General features: G+C 73.3%; 12 protein-coding genes and 1 other RNA gene. 7 read left to right on the top strand and 6 right to left on the bottom strand.

Annotated elements, in window-relative coordinates:
* Positions 1-22 precede the first annotated feature (22 nt).
* A complete protein-coding gene (locus AB0J76_RS17645) occupies positions 23-1300 on the top strand; it encodes a D-arabinono-1,4-lactone oxidase (RefSeq protein WP_352324249.1) in 1278 nt (425 codons plus the stop codon).
* Here the strand turns inward: AB0J76_RS17645 and AB0J76_RS17640 are convergent.
* Positions 1297-2202 carry a hypothetical protein gene (locus tag AB0J76_RS17640; protein ID WP_352324250.1) on the bottom strand — a complete coding sequence of 302 codons (906 nt, stop codon included), beginning with the start codon at positions 2200-2202 and terminating at the stop codon, positions 1297-1299. The two genes, AB0J76_RS17645 and AB0J76_RS17640, sit on opposite strands and share 4 nt — an antisense overlap.
* Before the next feature lie 113 nt (positions 2203-2315).
* On the opposite strand from AB0J76_RS17640, the gene AB0J76_RS17635 reads away from it, so the two are divergent.
* Together AB0J76_RS17635 and sepH are read left to right on the top strand one after the other, a co-directional pair.
* A complete protein-coding gene (locus tag AB0J76_RS17635; protein ID WP_352324251.1) occupies positions 2316-3278 on the top strand; it encodes a S8 family serine peptidase in 963 nt (320 codons plus the stop codon).
* 161 nt (positions 3279-3439) lie between these two features.
* Positions 3440-6193 carry a septation protein SepH gene (gene sepH, locus AB0J76_RS17630; protein WP_352324252.1) on the top strand — a complete coding sequence of 918 codons (2754 nt, stop codon included), beginning with the start codon at positions 3440-3442 and terminating at the stop codon, positions 6191-6193.
* Positions 6194-6332: 139 nt separating this feature from the next.
* On the opposite strand, the gene AB0J76_RS17625 is transcribed toward sepH, so the two are convergent.
* Positions 6333-7784, bottom strand: coding sequence for a PH domain-containing protein (locus AB0J76_RS17625; RefSeq protein WP_352324253.1), 1452 nt, complete (start codon positions 7782-7784; stop codon positions 6333-6335).
* Between the two features lie 77 nt (positions 7785-7861).
* Positions 7862-8383 (bottom strand): PH domain-containing protein, encoded by a 522-nt coding sequence (locus tag AB0J76_RS17620; protein WP_352324254.1) that lies wholly within the window; start codon positions 8381-8383, stop codon positions 7862-7864.
* A gap of 1093 nt (positions 8384-9476) precedes the next feature.
* Between AB0J76_RS17620 and AB0J76_RS17615 the strand changes: the two genes are divergently transcribed.
* From AB0J76_RS17615 to AB0J76_RS17600, 4 genes are all read left to right on the top strand, one after another.
* Entirely contained in the window at positions 9477-9989 is a 513-nt protein-coding gene (locus AB0J76_RS17615; RefSeq protein ID WP_352324255.1) for a YbhB/YbcL family Raf kinase inhibitor-like protein, read from the top strand.
* 199 nt (positions 9990-10188) lie between these two features.
* Positions 10189-11643: a hypothetical protein gene (locus AB0J76_RS17610; protein WP_352324256.1), complete on the top strand. Its 1455-nt coding sequence runs from the start codon at positions 10189-10191 to the stop codon at positions 11641-11643.
* Between the two features lie 80 nt (positions 11644-11723).
* The gene (locus AB0J76_RS17605; protein ID WP_352324257.1) at positions 11724-13919 is read left to right on the top strand and encodes a SulP family inorganic anion transporter; all 2196 of its coding nucleotides are present in this window, start codon (positions 11724-11726) and stop codon (positions 13917-13919) included.
* A 33-nt stretch (positions 13920-13952) separates the two neighbouring features.
* The gene (locus AB0J76_RS17600) at positions 13953-14969 is read left to right on the top strand and encodes an NAD-dependent epimerase/dehydratase family protein (RefSeq protein ID WP_352324258.1); all 1017 of its coding nucleotides are present in this window, start codon (positions 13953-13955) and stop codon (positions 14967-14969) included.
* Between the two features lie 765 nt (positions 14970-15734).
* Here the strand turns inward: AB0J76_RS17600 and rnpB are convergent.
* The 3 genes from rnpB to AB0J76_RS17585 form a co-directional block, all read right to left on the bottom strand.
* Positions 15735-16125: RNase P RNA component class A (rnpB, locus tag AB0J76_RS17595), an RNA gene on the bottom strand.
* A 306-nt stretch (positions 16126-16431) separates the two neighbouring features.
* A complete protein-coding gene (locus AB0J76_RS17590) occupies positions 16432-17679 on the bottom strand; it encodes a bifunctional RNase H/acid phosphatase (RefSeq protein WP_352321487.1) in 1248 nt (415 codons plus the stop codon).
* Entirely contained in the window at positions 17676-18416 is a 741-nt protein-coding gene (locus tag AB0J76_RS17585) for a C4-type zinc ribbon domain-containing protein (protein WP_352321489.1), read from the bottom strand. The genes AB0J76_RS17590 and AB0J76_RS17585 overlap by 4 nt, the downstream gene beginning before the upstream one ends.
* Between the last annotated feature and the right edge of the window lie 2 nt (positions 18417-18418).

Here is an 18418-nt window from a genome sequence, read left to right as displayed (position 1 = left end):
ACGACGCTCGGAGGGGCGCCTCATGGTCTTCACTAACTGGGCCGGGAATCAGACGGGCGCCCCTGCCGAGGTGCGCACCCCCGCGAGCGTGGCGGACGTCGTCCAGGCCGTGCGGGACGCCTCGGCCGCCGGGCGCCGCCTGCGCATGGTCGGCACGGGCCACTCCTTCACCGGGGTGGCCCTCACCGACGGGATCATGCTGCGCCCCGAGGGGCTGAGCGGCATCAGGTCCGCCGGCGAGGACCGCGTCACGGTGCTGGCCGGCACGCCGCTCAAGGTGCTGAACGAGCTGCTCGACCAGCGCGGGCTGGCCCTGGCCAACATGGGCGACATCACCGAGCAGACCGTCGCCGGCGCGATCCAGACCGGCACCCACGGCACCGGCCGCGACAGCGGCGGCCTGGCCGACCAGGTCGCCGAGCTGGAGCTGGTGCTCGCCGACGGCTCGGTCGTCACGGCCGTGCCCGGCGAGGACCTGTTCGACGCGGCCCGGGTCGGCCTCGGGGCGCTGGGCGTGCTGACGGCCGTGACGTTCCGGGTGGAGCCCGCGTTCCTGCTGCGCAACCGGCGGCGCAGGATGACGCTCACCGACATCCTCGCCTCGCTCGACTCGCTGACCTCGGCCAACGAGCACCTCGACTTCTTCTGGCTGCCGCACACCGACGCCTGCCTGGTCAAGACCAACAACAGGGACGCGGGCCCGGCCAGGCCGCCGAGCCCGTTCAAGCACTGGCTGGACAACGTGTTCCTGGAGAACACCGTCTTCGGCGTCGCCTGCGCGGTCGGCGGGCGGCGTCCGGCGCTGATCCCGCGGATCAACGCGATCAGCGCGGCGGCGCTCGGCGACTCGGAGGCGGTGGACACCTCGTACAAGGTGTTCACGGCCCGCCGCGACGTGCGGTTCCTGGAGATGGAGTACGCCGTGCCGCGCCAGTTCCTGGCCCAGGCGCTCCGCGAGACCCGCGACCTGATCGACAGGATGGACTGGAAGATCACCTTCCCGGTCGAGGTGCGCGTCACGCCGCCCAGCGACGCCTGGCTGTCCACCGCGTACGGCCGCGACTCGGCCTACGTCGCCTGCCACATCTACCGGCCCACGCCCAACCCCGCCTACTTCGAGGGCGTCGAGGAGATCATGAACCGGCTGGACGGCCGGCCGCACTGGGGCAAGATGCACACCCGCGACGCCGCGTACCTGCGCAAGGTCTACCCCCGCTTCGACGACTTCGTCGCGCTGCGCGACCGGCTGGACCCGCGCCGGGTGTTCACCAACGACTATCTCGACGTGGTGCTCGGCTAGCGGCCCTCCTGCTGCGCGGGCGGCTCGTCCGGCTGCGTGGTGGCCGGGGGCGCGCTGGACTGCTGCTCGCCCGGGTCGGGACGCTCCTGCTCCTCCTCGCCGGGCCCGGGCGTCTCGGGGACGGGCTCGACCGTGTCCGTGGGCGTGGGCGTCGGCGTGCTGGTCGGCCTCGGCTCGCCGGTCTCCGACGGCGGCGGGGTGCGCGGCGTGTCCGTGGGCGTCGGGGTGGGGGTCGGGGTCGGCGACTGCGTCACGCCGGCCGGCCGGTCGTCGTGGTCCTGGCGGTCGCGCCCCTGATCCTGGACGGGGGCGCGCTGCCGCTCCTTCACCGGCGTCTGCCCGCCGGTGACGCGCTCGTGCAGCGTCCGGTGGTCGAGGGCCTGGAAGGCGAGGATGCCGCCCATGCTGACCGCGAACACCAGCGCGGCCGCCACCGCCATCTTCAGCCACGGCAGCCCCCTGCGCCCGGCGGGGACGGCGACCGGCATGACCAGCGTGTCACGCCCCTGGTCGCCGCCCGCCTGGTCGCCACCCCCCTGGACGGCGTGCGCCCGGGTGGCGTTCGCGGCGGTCACCTCACCCGCGGCCCGGGTGGCGTTCGCGGCGGTCACCTCACCCGCGGTCGGGGTGGCGTTGGCGGCGGCGGCGAGCAGGCCCTGCCCCTCCTCCTGCTCCTCGTGCCACGCGGACAGCGTGTGCTGCTTGACCCGGTCGCCGGTGCGCTTGAGATAGTGCGTATAGACGGCGCTGGCCACCGTGCTCGCGACGCTGACCACGGCGGCGCCGATCACGGTGCCCGCCACCCCGAGGTAGGAGGCGGCCACCGCGGCGGTGACGGCGGCGAGGGCGCTCCCGAGGATCTGTGGCACGCTCAGCTCGAACTTCCGCTGCTCGCCGGTCATCCCCCGGATCAGTCCCCTCTGGTCATGCGTACGGTAAAGAGCTTCCTCGTGAATAGACGCGAGCGCGTGTCCCGTTGTTCCTGTGACCTGCGTGACAGGCATCCTCGTAACTCGTGCCCCGACGATTCGGCCTACCCTCCGTCTACCTCGCCGCGGCCGTGGCGACGGCCGCGACGACCGCTGTCCCGCTCGCCATGACGCCCGCCTCCGGACTCGCCCTGCGCCCCTCGGCCTCCGAGCCCACCCGGCCCTACATCGTCACCGCGCGCAGCCGCGCGGACGCCCGGGATCTCGTCGCGGAGGTGAGATGGCGGGTACGGCGTTACTACACCGAGGCCCTGCCCGGTTTCGCCACCTTCCTCACCGCCGGCGAGCTGGCCGAGCTCAGATCCGATCCCCGGGTCCTGGCCGTCGAGCCCGACCGCGAGATCCACGCCATGCCCGGCGACGCGTCCGCCCCCGCCTCCGACACGGACGCCGACTCGGGCACGGGCACGGGCACGGGCACGACCGTGTTCGTCGTGGACACCGGCGTCGACGTCACCCGGGCCGAGTTCGGGGACCGGGCCTGGCGTGCCTTCGACGCCACCGGCGGCACCGGGCGCGACTGCGGCGGGCACGGCACGCGGGTGGCCAGGGTCGTCGCCTCGCGGGCGCCGGAGGCCAGGATCGCCTCGGTGCGGGTGCTCGGCTGCGCGGGGTCGGGCTCGCTGGCCGACGTGCTGGCCGGGCTCGACTGGATCCGGCGGCACGCGCGCGGACCGTCCGTCGTCACGCTCGCCGCCGACGGGGCCGACTCGCCCGCGCTCGGCGCCGCCGTACGGTCGCTGGTGCGCTCGGGGGTGTTCGTCGTGGGCGCGGCCGACTCGGGCTGGTGCCAGGTTTCCTCCGGCGGGCAGGCGTTCTCGGCGGGCGCCCCGTACCTCGCCGCCGCCGCGGCGCGTCTGCTCGAACGCCGTCCCGACGCCGGTCCCTCCCTTGTCGCGAGTTCGCTGAAGTGCACAACAGCACGCGCCGCGATTCGCCAGAATCCGTCGAGGAGCCCTAACCTCCTCATGCACAGCGGCGGGCATTAGAGGAAATGGAATCCACAAATGTGACCGGCGTCACATCGCCCCCGGGGCTTCCCAGGAAGGCGATGTTCGGACATGCCGGGTACGGTGCTGGCAGGCAACCGGCACACGCGAGAGACTCAAGGGTCCGGGGGAAGAATGGCGACGCTGACGAAGGGACTCGCATGCAGGAGCTCCGACTCGTCGCGGTGAGTGAGGACGGCACCTATCTCGTGCTGGCTACTGCCGGGCGAGGTACGCGCTTCACCCTTCCCGTGGACGACCGGCTCCGTGCTGCCGTCCGCGGCAACTTCTCCCGTCTCGGCCAGTACGAGATCGAAGTGGAGAGCCCGTTGCGCCCCAAGGAGATCCAGGCACGCATCCGCGCCGGAGAGACAGCGGAAGAGATCGCCGCGACCGCCGGGATCCCGGTCGAACGAGTCCGCTGGTTCGAGGGCCCGGTGCTGCAGGAGCGGGAGTACGTCGCCCAGCAGGCGCAACGCGTCGCCGTCCGCATGCCCGGGGAGACCGCGCCCGGTCCCACCCTCGGCGAGCTGGTGGCCGAGCGGCTGACCAGGCGCGGCGTGCCCACCGACGAGATCGACTGGGACTCGGCCAAGCGCGACGACGGCCTGTGGCGGGTCAAGCTCGGCTACGTCTGGAACGGTCACACGCGCCACGCCGAATGGCTCTTCGACCCGCGCAAGCGCCACGTCTCCCCGCACGACGACGAGGCCATGCGCCTGTCGTCGGCCGACTTCGATCCCGAGCCCGCCGTGGTGGAGGACACCACGGTCACGCCGTTCGCGCCGCGGGTGGCCAAGCTGCAGCCGGTGCCGCCGCTCGCCTCCGACCCGCTGCCGTTCCCTTCGGTCGTGCGCCGCGAGCCGGAGGAGCCGGCCGTCGGCTACACCCCGCCGCCCAGGCCCGCCGACACCGGCGGCTACGGCCGCGGCCCCGACCTGCCCGGCCGTGACGTGCCCGGCCGTGACGTGTCGTTCGATCGGCCGTCCCCGGGGCGGGAGAGCGCGTCGGACAGTTCGTCGTCCCTGCCCGAGACCGCCCGCGCCCCCTTCCGGGGTGAGGGCTTCCACCCGGAACCGTCGCGCGCCGAGGGGCAGCGCGGGGATCGCGGGGATCGCGCTGAGGGCCAGCGCGGGGAGACCGCGGGCCGCGAGACCGGCTTCGGCCGCTCCACGGACGCCTCCTCCCGCCGCGGCGGCACGTCACCGTGGCTGCCCGACTTCGGCTCCGGCCGCTCGGGCGAGCGCGACGACTCCATCTACGCGCCCGCCACCCCGCCCTCCCGCCCGCTCACGTCCCACCCCTCACCCGCCGGACCGACGACCTCCTCCCAGCCACCCGCTGCCTCGGACCTCCGCACGCAGCCGCCTGCCACGCCGGACTTCCGCACGCAGCCACCCGCTGCCTCGGATCTGCGCACGCAGCCGCCTGCCGACTCGGCACCTGGCACACAGCCGCCGGCCAGCCCGTCGCCGGATGGGCAACCGTCGGTCAGCCCGTCGCCGGGTACGCAGCCGCCCGCCGCTCCGGAGGCCGGCACCCAGTCGCCCGCCGCTCCAGAGGCGGGCACTCAGCCGGCCGCCGCTCCGGAGGCCGGCGCTAAGTCGTCCACTGCTCCAGAGGTCCGCGCTCAGTCGCACGCCGCTCCGGAGGCCGTCGGTCAGCAGGCGGCGGTGGCCGCTCCCGAGGTCGCCGCTGCGTCCGCGGTTCCTGAGGTCCTGCCCTCGGCGGCCGCTCCTGAAGGGCCGGTGACGCGGCCGTCGGAGCAGCCGTCCTCGCCGACGTCCGCCGACGAGCGCACGGGCCAGCCTGACGCTTCCGTCCCGGCCCCGGCGCAGCCCGCCAACTCGACACCCGCGGTCGCGACGCCCGTCCAGCCGGAGCCCTCCGCCCCGGCCGACGTGCAGCAGGAGACCGCGGCCACCACCACGGCCGAGCCGACGGCCTCGGCCGGGGACGCTCAGCTCTCCACGACGCCCGAGGCCGACACCACCACCGGTTCTCCCGCGCCCGAAGACGCCGCCACCACCTCCGACACCGGCAGCGCCCAGGCCGCCATGCCCGAGGCAAACGACTCCACCGCGCCCTCGACGGCCGGTGCGACGGACGTCCCGGACGCCGCTGCGGAGGCTTCCTCCTCCGCACCCACCGAAACCGTCACGGTGGCCACCACCGAGGCGACGGCCCCGGACGTGACGCCGAACGCGCCGACCGCCGCGGAGCCCGCGCCCAAGACGCCCGAATCCACCGAGCCGGAGGACGCGGCAACCGCAGCGCAGGACCAGGCCACCGCACCACAGCCGACCACCGAGAGCGCCCCGGCGACCCCGGCAGCCGCCGAGGACGACTCCGAACCCCCCACGCCCGCCGAGACCGACGCCGCACCCCAGGCCGAGCCCGCCCCGACCGAGACGGCCACGCCGGACGCACCGGTCCCCGATGAGACGTCTGCCACCAAGGACGTCCCGGCCGACGAGCCCGACCAAGAGCCCGCGGCCGCTCCGGAGGCGGCCACGGAGAAGTCCCCGGACGCCGAGCAGGAGCGCCCGGCGACGGCATCGGCGCCCGCCGCCCAGGACGTGGCCACCCAGGACGTGGCTGCTGAGGACGTGGCTGCCGAGGACGTGACCGTGCCGGAGCCTTCCGAGGAGGTGGCCGAGAAGGTCGAGGTGGCCGAGAAGAAGGCGCCCGCGCCCAGGCCCAAGCCGGGCCCAGGCGCGCCCAAGGGCACCCCGCCGGTCCCGGCCGCGCGTCCTGGCAAGGACGACGCCAAGGGCCCCGGCAAGGACGACGTCCCGGTGCCCTCTCCGCCGCCCGCCCCGGCCGCGCGTCAGGCGCGCAAGGGTTCGCGGGGCCGCCGAGCCTCCGTGCCGACGTGGGACGAGATCATGTTTGGCGCCCGCCGCCAGGACTGACCCGTACCCGATCAAGCGACCACAGGCCGCGCCCACCCCGACAGGAGGGCGCGGCCTCGCTCGTTCACGGCGGACCTCGGTCGTTCAAGGCGGCCTCGGTCGTTCAAGGAGGAAGGACCGCGGTGTTCGGCGGGCGCGTTCAGTTCCGTGGCGGGACGGTGTGCGGCTGCATGAACGGGGCCAGCCACTCCGGCGTCACCTCGGCGGGGAACGCCGCCCCCTGAGCCTCCGAGACGTCCAGCGCGTCGTAGCCGCCCTTGCCCGCCCCGACCCCCGCGATCAGCGTCAGCACCCCGGCCCGTCGCTGGAACCAGGTCTGGCGCAGCCGCCAGCCCACCACGGCCCGGCGTTCGATCACCGCCTCGGCGCGACGCAACGAGCCCGAACGGACCACCAGCCGGGCGCCGTCGTAGCCGTGCCCCAGGGAGGCGTACCGGTCGAGGCCCAGGAACACCCCAGCGCCCGCCAGGAGCAACGCCAGGACGGCCAGGATCCACCAGAGCATCATTCCTGTGGCCCACGCCCCGGCGGCGCTCAGCGTGGCCAGGAGGAGCCACGGGAAGACCGCCCGGAACAGCCGGCGGTTGCGGGCGACGGGCGGATGGGCGCGCAGCGTGGACCGGAAGGGGCCCACCGCGTCGGCGGTGACGCCGACGGCGACCTGGCGCGGCACGTCGGGCAGGAGCTGCCCGCGCGTCTCGGAGTCACCGAGCCCGGTCACGATCGCCCAGACGCGTACGACGCCGGCCAGGCGTTCGGCCAGACCGTCGACGATCTCGTAACCGCGCACCCGCCGGGACTCCAGCGACACGCTGCGCCGGTTGATCAGCCCGCGTTCGGCCACGAGGTAGCCGTCGCGGCGGGTGAGCCTGAAGTCCCAGTTGAAGACCGCGTACATCACGCCGCCCACGAACGGCATGGCGACGACCAGCAGCAGCGCCACGACGAGCAGCAGGTAGGGGTGCTCCCACAGCCACTCCCCCGCGCTCCAGGCGGCGTCCTGGCCGAAGCCCAGGTCGTCGCCCCATTGGAAGGCCAGCCCCACCGCGCCGCCGGCGAGCGCGAACGGCGTGAGCAGGTACGCCCCGGACAACGGCCCGTACAGGAGCCACCGGCGCGGGACGGCGATGATCGGCCGGTCCACGGGGGCGGGACCCGGCCCGGGGAGGTGCTCGGCCTCCCTGACCTGGACGGCACGGCGCAGCAGCACCGCCTTGAGGCGTTCGGCCTCGCCGAGCGTGACGCCGTCGAGCGCGGCCTCCTCGTCGTCGCCGCTCGCGCCCGTGTCGACCTTGAGCACGGCGAGCCCGAGAATCCGGTGCATGGGCGGCGTGGAGACGTCGACGCCGCGCACCCGTTCCAGCGGGATGGTGCGGATGGAGCGGCTGATGAGCGACCGTTTGGTCTCCAGGCGGTCGCCGACGATCTCGTACGTGAAGGTGGCCCAGCGGATGACCGCGAACACGACGGTGCCGACGACGCCGAACGCCGCCCACGCATAGGACCTGGCCGAGAAGCCGCCCACGAACAGCACGCCGACCAGGGGCAGCAGCAGCGACGGCAGCATGCGTACCGGGTCGATGAGCAGCACCTTGGGGCTCAGCCGCCTGGGCGCGGAGGGCGGGGGTGGCGGAGGAGACGGAGAGGGTGGCGGTGGCGGCGGCTGCGTCACGTGGCGTCGTCCCTGAGCTCTTCGGCGCGGTGGGCGAGCCGTTCGGCGAGCCCGGCCGCCACCTCGAAGTCGAGGCCCTTGATCGTGGACGAGCCCGCGTGCGAGGCGGTGCGAATCTCCAGCGTGGCCAGGCCGAGCAGCCGTTCCATCCATCCCTGGCCCTTGTCGACCGTCTGGATGCGGCTCACCGGCACGAACACCCACTCCCTGGTCAGGAACCCCGACCTGGCGTAGACGACGTCGCCCGACAACTCCCAGCGGTGGACGGCGTACCGGATGAACGGCTCCGCCGCCAGGAACGGCGTCAGCACGACCCCGACCACCAGCGGCAACAACCACGAACGCGCGGCGAACCAGGACGGAACCCACGGCCAGCCGCTGCCGCCCACCCACCCGGCCACCACGGCCGAACCGCCCACGAAGAGCACGAACCCGATCGCCGCCTGCAGCAACCACAGGCTGCGGGCCTTGGGCGAGACGCGGTGCGCGGGGTCACGCAGTGGGCCTTTTGACGTCACAAGAACCAGCTTAGGGCGCACGCCCCGAAAGACGATCTGACCCCGCCACCCAAGATCTCTTCCATCCCCGGGCATGGCTGCGCGGGGCCGGTCGGCGGGACCGGTGAGCGGGACCCAGCCGGGAGGTTCGGGGAGGAAGGGGCCGGGGGCTCGGGGGCTCGCGTACACCGGGGCACAGCCGCTTGGGCTGCTCGCAGGGTTATGGGGCAGCGTTCAAGGGGAGTCCGGCCCGCAAGGGGGTCCGGCCCGGCCGACAAAGGGAGTCCGGCCCGGCCGACGAGCGCCGCTGGCTGCCATGACGGCATTGCGTAGAATCCCGCACGCCCTGCGGCGGCAAGTAAAGATCGGGCGGGCGGCGCGGCGTGTCGGACGGCCGGCCGGGCGCGGCGGGTGCATGCTCGGTGGCGGCCGGCCGCAGGCTGTCGAGCTGGGCCACGTCGGCGGCGCCACGTTCGTGCCATCCAGGCCCGGCGGCGCGTTACCGCACCACGCGCGAAACGCCCTCACGAAGCGTGGCAGCCGCCGTCCGCCCGCAAGCCACACCGCCGCGGCGGCCGCCGCCCTCCCGCAAGACGCAGAGACCCGGGCCGCCACACCCCCGCGCAACCCACAGAGACCCGGGCAGTCGCCCCCCTCGCAACCCCACAGAGACCCGGGCCGCCACACCCCGTACAACCCACAGAGACCCGGGCAGTCGCACCCCCGTACAAGGCGCAGAGACCTGGGCGGCCGCATCCTCCGCACGGAGCACATCTGCCTCGTTCGGCGCATCTGAATTTTGCGTGCTGGGCGCCGTCCGAAACCATGCCCGTTTTGTCCTTTGACCCCGCGCGCCGCGACCGCGTCGCGCGCCCCACCGAACGGGCAGGCCAGGAAGGTCATCGCATCGTCACCCGCGGCCCTTCGCCGACGGCGTCCCTGTGGCCAACTTCACCCCCGAGATCCCCGCATTCTGGCCGGTTTCGGCTCCTTTACCGACGACCGACCATCGGGAAACGGTCTGCGCACCGCCGAGAGCCGCGTAGCATCATCCGGCATGGGGCTGTGTAACACGGCATCACGTGTGAGGCGGGCCGCTGTCAGTGTGACAGTGGTGGCTTTCGCGCTCACCCTGTCCGGTTGCGCCGCCCTGGGCATCGGAAGATCACAGGCGAAGGAGATCGCGGAGATCAACGTCTCGAGCCCGGAGTTGCGCGACGGCATGCCGCTGCCGAGCGAGTTCTCCTGCCGAGGCCGCCAGGGCAGCCCGCCGCTGCGCTGGTCCAGCGAACCCTTGCCGAAGGCGAAGTCGATCGCGATCGTGGTCGATTCCCATACTCCCTCCGAATCGGCCGTGCACTGGGTGCTCTACAACATCCCGGCGACCACGACCGAGCTGGGGCCGGGTGCCGCCGAGAGTCCTCCCGAGGGCTCCGGTCAGGCCACGGTGACCAGTGGGAAGGCGGGCTACGAACCGCCCTGCAACACTCCGGGCAGTTACCGGTTCACCGTCTACACGCTGAACGACAAGGTCGAGGCGAAAGAGGGCGGCCTCCCCGAGATCTTGAAGGAGATCGCCGACCACACGATCGCCCGGGGCCGGCTGACGGCGGTGAACATCCAGTGACAGATCGATCACCGCAGGTAGACGGGATGGACCAATTCTCTACGTAGGGTGTGACAACTCTCATAGTGGTCCGACAGAATCAGATCCAATTGTTAGGCATTGGTGATCAAAGGGGGCAGATCGCGTCGATGGCCGCGCGATCTCACCGATGCCACAGGGAGGCCATGGCTTTGAGGGTGGTGCAATGATCGCGGTCGTCGTGAGCTTGGTCGCTGTCGTGCTCCTCGTGCTCGTCGTCGTGGCACTGGGCATGCGTTCCATGAACCGCCGGGAGAGCTCTCTCCCTCCGGAACGGCTGAAGGAGATGGCCGAGAAGGAGGAGATGACGCACGCCCGGTCCACCGACGAGTTCGCCGCGCACGAACCGCGCATGGCCAATTTCAGCCCTGACTTCTCCCCGATCGACGAGGTGAAGCCCAAGCCCGTCCGCACCGGCCAGCGTGGCAGGCGTGGCGTCGACGAGTGGGGCAACCCGACCACCGACCACGAGGACGAGGAGTTCTGGGCGAACATCCGCAGCGACGCCGAGGAGGGCGGTTTCGGCGCCGGCGGCACCGTGGCGGCCAGGAAGGGCGCCGCCCGTCCCGTCGAGCGTGAGCAGCCCGCCGAGCACCGTGAACGTCCCGCGAAGCCCAAGCCCGTGGCCGCCGCGGCCGACCCCAACGCCGCGACCGTCCAGGCCCCGCTGCCCCAGCGCCAGCCCGCCGCCGCCGCCGCGGCCAACCTCGCCGACCTGGTGGAGCCCGCCAAGCGGCCCACCCCCTCCGCCTCCGACATGGCCGACCAGCGCACGGTGACGTTCGCGGCGCCCACGCCCGACGTGCTCAGCCTCCTCGGCGGCGGCGCCCAGCCGGTCGTGCCGGCCTCCCGCCCCGAGCCCCTGCCCGCGAGCGGCGCCCACCCGGCCGTCCCGGCAGCGGGCGGCGGCTCGTTCCCCGCCCACCCGGTCGCCGGCGGCGGGTCCTACGCAGGCGTCACCTCCAGCGGGTCCTTCCCGGTCGCGCCCGTCGCGCCGATCCACGGCGCACCGACCAGCGACCCGTTCCCCGCCTACAACAACGCGGCCGGCACCGCCGCCAACACCGCCGCCAACACCGCCGCCAACAACGGTGCGCACACCGCGGCCGACGCTCTTGAGACCACCTGGACGGGCGCGCCCGCCGCAGCCACCTCCGGCTCCTGGCCCGCCGCCTCGCCCGACATCCTCGACGACCCCTCCCCCGCCTCCTACGGCGGCCCGGCGAGCTCCTGGCCCGCCTTCGTGGAGCAGCCCGCCGCCGCCTCGCCGGCCGCCGCGTTCCCGGCCTCGTACGAGGTGCGCGCCGGCTGGGCCGTGGCCGACGACTCCGGCTCACCCATCACGGGCCCCTCTCCGGCCACCGGCACGCCCACCGTCCCCGCCCGCGCGGTCTCGGCCTACGACGACGTCCTGTCGGCTCCGCCGGTGCCGCCCGCGCCGTCCTCCATCGCGTACGAGACCGGCGACTTCACCGCCGCCGGGCCCGGCCCCGCCTGGCCCGAGCCGCCGTCCGGCACGGCCAACTGGCCGACGTACGGCGGGCAGTCGCAGGGCGCGGCCGCTCCCGGCCAGGCCGACAAGAGCAGCGGCCGTCGCCGCGCCCCCGAGCAGGACTACAACGACTACTACCGGTGATCCCCGGCCCCTTACCGAATGAGTAAAACCCCCGCGACGACCCCCTAAAGCGGGGGTGGCGCACCACTAGGGTTTCCGACATGATCGGCGATACCCTCAGTAGCTGGTTGCGTACGCTACGGCATGATCTACCCGCTTCGCTCGTGGTCTTCCTCGTCGCAGTCCCCTTCTCCCTGGGCATCGCGGCGGCCTCGGGCGCCCCGCCGGCCGCCGGGCTCATCGCCGCCGTCGTGGGCGGGGTCGTGGCCGGCTCGCTGGGCGGGTCGGCCGTCCAGGTGAGCGGGCCAGCGGCAGGGGTGTCCGTGGTGGTCGTGGAGCTGGTGCGGATCCACGGCTGGCGGGCCACGTGCATGATCACGCTGCTGGCGGGGGTCGTCCAGCTGGTGCTCGGCGTGGTGAAGGTGGCCCGGATCGTCCCGGCCGTCTCCCCCGCGGTGGTGCGCGGCCTGCTGGCCGCGGTCGGCGTGATCCTCGCGCTCTCCCAGCTCCACGTGGTCCTCGGCGGGCAGCCGCAGCTGTCGGCCCTGGCCAACCTCGCCGCACTGCCCGGCCAGATCGCCGGCCTCCACGGGCACAAGGTCGCGCTGGGCCTGTTCACGATCGCGGTGCTGGCGTCGTGGACGCGGCTGCCGGCCCGGGTCAGGGTGGTGCCCGCGCCGCTGGTCGCGCTGCCGGCCACGGCGGGCGTCGCCTGGCTGGCCGGCTGGGACGTCACCCACGTCGACCTGGCGGGCAGCTTCTCCGGGTGGGGCTTCCCCGTGCTGCCGTCCGCCGACTGGCACACGATCGTGGGCGCGGTGCTGCTCGTGGCGCTGCTGGGCAGCGTCGAGTCGTTGTTGTGCGCGTCCGCCGCCGACGGGACGCACCCCGGCCGCCGCGCCGACCTCGACCAGGAGCTGACCGGCCAGGGCGTGGCCAACATGGTGTCGGGGGCGCTGGGCGGCCTGCCGATCGCCGGCGGCGTCGTCCGTACGGAGGCGAACGTGCGGGCGGGCGGGCGCACCCGGTCGGCGGCGATCCTGCACGGGGTGTGGGTGCTGGCCTTCGCGGTGGGTCTGGGCTGGTCGGTGCGGTTGATCCCGCTGGAGGCGCTGGCGGCGCTGCTGGTGTTCACCGGCGTGCGGATGGTGGGGCTGGCGCGCGTCAGGAAGGGCCGCGGGCACGGCGAGGTGCCGGTCTACGTGGTGACGGCGGCGACCGGGATCGTGCTGGGCCTGGCCGAGGGGGTGCTGGCCGGGGCGGCGCTGGCCGCGCTGCTGGCGCTGCGCCGGCTGACCTGGGTGAGCGTGCGCAGGCGCGAGGAGCCGGACGGCCGGCTGCACGTGACGATCAGCGGCTCGCTGACGTTCCTCGGCGTGCCCAGGCTCACGCACGAGCTGCGGTCGATCCCCGCCGGCACGCCGGTCGACCTCGACCTCACCATCGACTTCATGGACAACGCGGCCTTCGAGGCCATCCACTCCTGGCGGCTGGACCACGAGCAGGCGGGCGGCACGGTCGACCTCGACGAGCCGCACGACGAGTGGTACACGCTGGCGGCCGGCGGGGCCCGCGCGTATCCCGGCAGGTCGCCGGACCGGCGGTGGGTGCCGTGGGCGCAGCGGCGGACGCGCCCGCAGCGCCGGGCCATCCCCGACGACGGCGGCTCCACCCCGGTGACCTGCACCGAAGGGGCGCGCGACTTCCACCGCACCACGGCGCCGCTGGTCCGGCCCATCTTCACCGAACTGGCGCGCAAGCAGCAGCCGACCCACCTGTTCATCACGTGCGCCGACTCCAGGATCGTGCCCAGCCTGATCACCGCGAGCGGTCCCGGCGACCTGTTCACCGTGCGCAACATCGGCAACCTGGTGCCGCGCCGCGGCTCCGAGCCGCACGACGACTCGGTGGTGGCCGCGATCGAGTACGCCACGCAGGTGCTGGGGGTGCACACGATCACCGTGTGCGGGCACTCGGGGTGCGGGGCCATGGCCGGGGTGCTCAGCGCCGGGGTGCAGGCCGGCAGCCTGCCGGGGCTGCGGCGGTGGTTGCGGCACGGGAACCACAGCCTGGCCAGGTTCATCGAGACCGAGGGCGACCGGCTGCACAAGGGGGCCCTCGACGTGTTGTGCCGGGTGAACGTCCAGCAGCAGCTGGAGAACCTGCGCACCTACCGGAAGGTGGACGAGCAGGTCAGGGCGGGCAAGCTGGAGCTGGTGGGCCTGTACTTCGACATCGGGTCGGCGCGGGTGCACCTGGTGCCGCCGCTGCGGTCTTCGCTCTCCGTGAAGTTGTGAGCCCGCGCCCCGCCGGGCGCGGAAGATGGGTTCATGAAGATTTTGCTCATCGGCGGCACAGGGTTCCTGGGGCGCGCCATCGCGGAGGAGGCGTTGGCGCGTGGCCATGAGGTCACGACGTTCAACAGAGGGCAGAGCGGCGGCGATGTGCCGGGCGTCGAGGCCGTGCGCGGCGACCGGGAGTCCGTCGCCGATCTGGAGCGGCTGGCCGACGGCCGGTCGTGGGACTTTGTGGTGGACACGTCCGGGTATGTGCCGCGGGTGGTGGGCGAGTCGGTGCGGGCGCTGTCGGGCCGGGCGGCGACGTACGCGTTCATCTCCAGCGTCTCGGCCCTCGACGGGTTCCCCGCCAAGGCCGCGACCGAGGACACCGGCGGATGGCCGTGCGAGCCCGACGCCGGTCCCGACGACGGCGACTACGGCGTGCTGAAGGCCGGGTGCGAGCGGGCGGTCGAGCAGGGTTTCGACGGCAACGCGCTGATCATCCAGCCTGGGCTGATCCTCGGCCCCTACGAGAACGTGGCCCGGCTGCCCTGGTGGCTGACCCGCATCTCGCGGGGTGGCCGGGTGCTGGCGCCGGGCGATCCCGCTGCGCCGATGCAGCTCATCGACGCCCGCGACGTCGCCATCTTCACCCTCGACCAGGCCGAGCGGGGCGTCGCCGGCCGGTTCGCGGTGACCGGCCCGGCGGGCAACACCACCTACGGCGAGTGGCTGGAGCTGTGCAAGCAGGTCACCGGGTCCGACGCGGAGTTCGTGTGGATGGACGCGGAGTTCCTGGTCGAGCAGGGGGCCGGGGCGTTCGTGGAGCTGCCGCTGTGGGGCGGGCCGCCGTCTGAGGAGAACGACAACTTCTGGAGCGTGCCGACGGGCAAGGCCGAGGCGGCGGGGCTGCGGGCGCGTCCGGTCGCGGAGACCGTGCGTGACACGTGGGCGTGGTTGCGGGAGATCCCGGAGGAGCAGCGTTCCTACGGGCGAAGGATGGTCCACGGGATGGCCCCGGAGAAGGAGGCCGCCATCCTCGCCGCCTGGGACGCCCGCTCCTCCTGAGCCCGCAAGCGCCGCCAGGGCCCCGGTGAAAGCATCGCCGGGCCCGGTGGAAGCGCCGCCGGGCCCGGTGGAAGCGCCGCCGGGCCCGGTGGAAGCGCCGCCGGGCCCGGTGGAAGCGCCGCCGGGCCCGGTAGGAGCGCCGCCGGGACTTGGCGGAAGCGCCGCCGAGTTTCGGCGGAAGCGCCGCCAGGGCCCCGGCCGAGGCCGTCAGGCGGCGTCGGAGGCGGCTGGGCTTCCGGCGCTCGCCGTCGGCCTCCTGGCGCGTCGTCGAAACCTCGTGAGCTGGGAAGACGCATACAGCTCAGTTCGACGGGCAGGTGACTGCCGGTGTACGTGAACTCACGGGGGAGGGTTCGACATGACGTACCAGAGCAGGCCCGTCACGGGCTGGGTGGGCTGGGTATGGTTCGCCGGCATGCTCATGATCATGGCCGGGGTGTTCAACATCATCACCGGTCTCTACGCGGTGATCAACAGCGGGCTGTTCGTCCGCACACCATCCCGCCTGCTGTTCTTCAACGTCGGCACTTGGGGCTGGATCCACCTGTTGTTCGGGATCGTCCTGCTCCTGACCGGTATCGCGGTGAGCGTGGGACAGACCTGGGCCCGCGTCGTGGCGGTGGTTCTCGTCATGATCAACGCGATGACGCAGCTGACCTGGATCGCGGTCAACCCGTGGTGGTCGCTCGCGGTCATCGCGGTGGACGTACTGGTGCTGTACGCCCTGATCGTGCACGGCCGCGAGGCCCAGGAACTGGGAGGTGAGAGACGAGCCGGCCTGTAGGCCGGGTTCTGTCCTTCGCGAACGAAGGGGCGACCATCCATCTAGGGCCGCCGTTGCCGGCGGCCTCAAGCGGTCTACCCGCGCGGCTCGGGCGGGCAGCCCTCGAACGTCGCGCGCGGAACGCTCCGGAGAGCGTCCCTTCTTGACCTTGCTCCGGGTGGGGTTTACCTAGCCGCCCACGTCACCGTGGGCGCTGGTGGTCTCTTACACCACCCTTTCACCCTCACCTTCCACCGAGGTGGGAGGCGGTCTGCTTTCTGTGGCACTGTCCCGCGGGTCACCCCGGGTCGGCGTTACCGACCACCCTGCCCTGTGGAGCCCGGACCTTCCTCGGCGGGCCCGAAGACCCGACGCGGCCGCCCGGCCGACTCGTCTCAAGCGAGGTTATCAAACCTCAAGCCGTTCCCAACCGAGTCGCAAGATCGATTGGGTGGGATGGGCATGTCACCGCCTGAGGGGGGCGGAGGCAGCAGCGGCCGCGCCGGGATGTTCTGGCGGCTCCCGGCGCGGCCGCGCTCAACGCATCCGCGTCGGCCGAAGCACAGCTTCACCGCCATCACCCACGCGGGCCGCTTGAAGCACAGCTTCACCACCACCACGCGCAACCCACGCGAGCCAGCCGAAGCACGCCTTCGCCACCGTCGTACTAAAGCGGATGGGTCGTGGCATCGGCGGTGCTCAGCGTAGGTGGGAGGTGTCGTTGAAGGACTTCACCACGGCGGGGCCGTCGGCGTAGTACTCGATCAGCGACAGGCAGGCCAGGTCGAGGTGCATCCGGTAGAGCGCGCCCAGAGGCGCCGTGAGGGCCTCGCGCAGCAACATCTTGATCGGGGTCACGTGGGAGACGACGAGGACGGTCTTGCCCTCGTAGCGCTCCACCAGCCGCTCCCCCACCGCCTGGACGCGACGGGCCGCCGTGGCGAAGCTCTCGCCCCCGGGCGGCGCGGCGTCGGGGCCGGCCAGCCAGGCGGCCAGCTCGGCGGGCCACTCCCGCTGCACCTCGGTGAACGTGTGCCCCTCCCAGGCGCCGAAGTCGGCCTCCCTGAGGTCTTCGTCGATCTCGACGTCGAGCCCGGTGCGCCGGGCCACGGCCTCGGCCGTCTGCCTGGCCCGCTTGAGCGGCGAGGAGACGATGACGTCCGGCCGGTACGGCTCGCGCGACAACCGGTCGGCGGCCGCCGCCGCCTGGGCCAGCCCGTTGGCGGTGAGCTCGGCGTCGCCGAGGCCGGAGAACCTGCGTTCGACCGACAGCGGCGTCTCGCCGTGCCTGAGCAGCAGCAACGAGGTGGCCACACGGGTGGGCGGGGCCCAGCCGGTGCCCTTGGAACGCTGCTGGGCGGCCGCCACGGACGCCGTGGGGGCCGACATCTCGGCGATGGCGCCCGCGTCGAGGAGGTCGGTCTGCTCGACGACCGGCGCCGGCGTGCGGGCCGCGGGCACGGCGGCAGCCGGGACGGCCGCGGCCCCCGGCGCGCCGGTGTCGTGGGTGCCGCCCGCCTTCCAGGTCAGGCCCTTGGCGGCGGCGTCCATGGCCTCGTTGGCCAGCCGGTCGGCGTGTTTGTTGTGCTCGCGCGGGATCCAGGTCCACTCGACCACCCGCAGCCGCCTGGCCAGCGCCCCGGCCTCGAGGGCGAGCGGACGCAGCCCCTCGTTCTTGATCTTCCAGCGGCCCGCCATCTGCTCGATGACCAGCTTGGAGTCCATCCGCACGGCCACCTCGGCGCCCTCGCCGCCCACCCCCAGCACGGCGGTCAGCCCGGCGATCAGCCCCCGGTACTCGGCCACGTTGTTGGTCGTGACGCCGATCGCCTCGGCGGCCTCGGCCAGCACCTGGCCGTCGGCGGCGTCCCGGACGACCGCGCCGTAGCCGGCCGGGCCCGGGTTGCCGCGCGAGCCGCCGTCGGCCTCGATGACGTAGGACGTCACAGGCCGGACTCCGGGGTGCGGACCAGGATCCGCCGGCACTCCTCGCAGCGCAGCACCTCGTCGTGGGGGGCGGCCTTGATGGAGTTCATCTCGGCGATGGACAGGGCCACCTTGCAACCCTGGCAACGGCCGCCGTGCAGCATGGCGGCGCCCACGACGTACTGCTCCTTGAGCTTGTCGTAGAGCTTCAGCAGGTCGGCGGGGATCTCGCCGGCGACGGCGGCGCGGCGGGCCCGGACCTCGCCCGCCTCCTTGTCGATCTCGGCCAGCGCGGCGTCACGGCGGTCTTCGGCGGCGGCGCGGGTGGCGGCCAGCTCGTCGCGCTGGGCGACCAGGTCGGTGACCTTGCCGTCGGCCGCCTCCCTGCGCTCCATGATCTCCAGCACGACCTCCTCCAGGTCGCCCTGGCGCTTCTGCAGCGAGGCGATCTCGGACTGCAGGCTCGCCAGGTCGCGGGGCGAGGTCACGGCGCCGGAGTCGAGGCGCTTCTGGTCGCGGTCGGCGCGGGTGCGCACGGCGTCGACGTCGTTCTCCGCCTTGGCCTGCTCGCGCGCGAGGTCGCCGGCCTCGGTCTCGGCCTCGATGACCTGGGTGACGAGCCGGGCCAGGCGCTTGGACTGCTCGTCGATCTCGGCCAGCTCGGGCAGGGTGCGCCGGCGGTGCGCCAGCCGGTCGATCACGGAGTCGAGCTCTGCCAGGTCGAGCAGTCGCTTCTGGGCCTCAGGGGCTGCTTTCATGA

The organism is Nonomuraea sp. NPDC049624, assembly GCF_040675255.1.
Classification (GTDB): domain Bacteria; phylum Actinomycetota; class Actinomycetes; order Streptosporangiales; family Streptosporangiaceae; genus Nonomuraea.
This window is presented reverse-complemented; position numbering and strand designations above follow the sequence as displayed.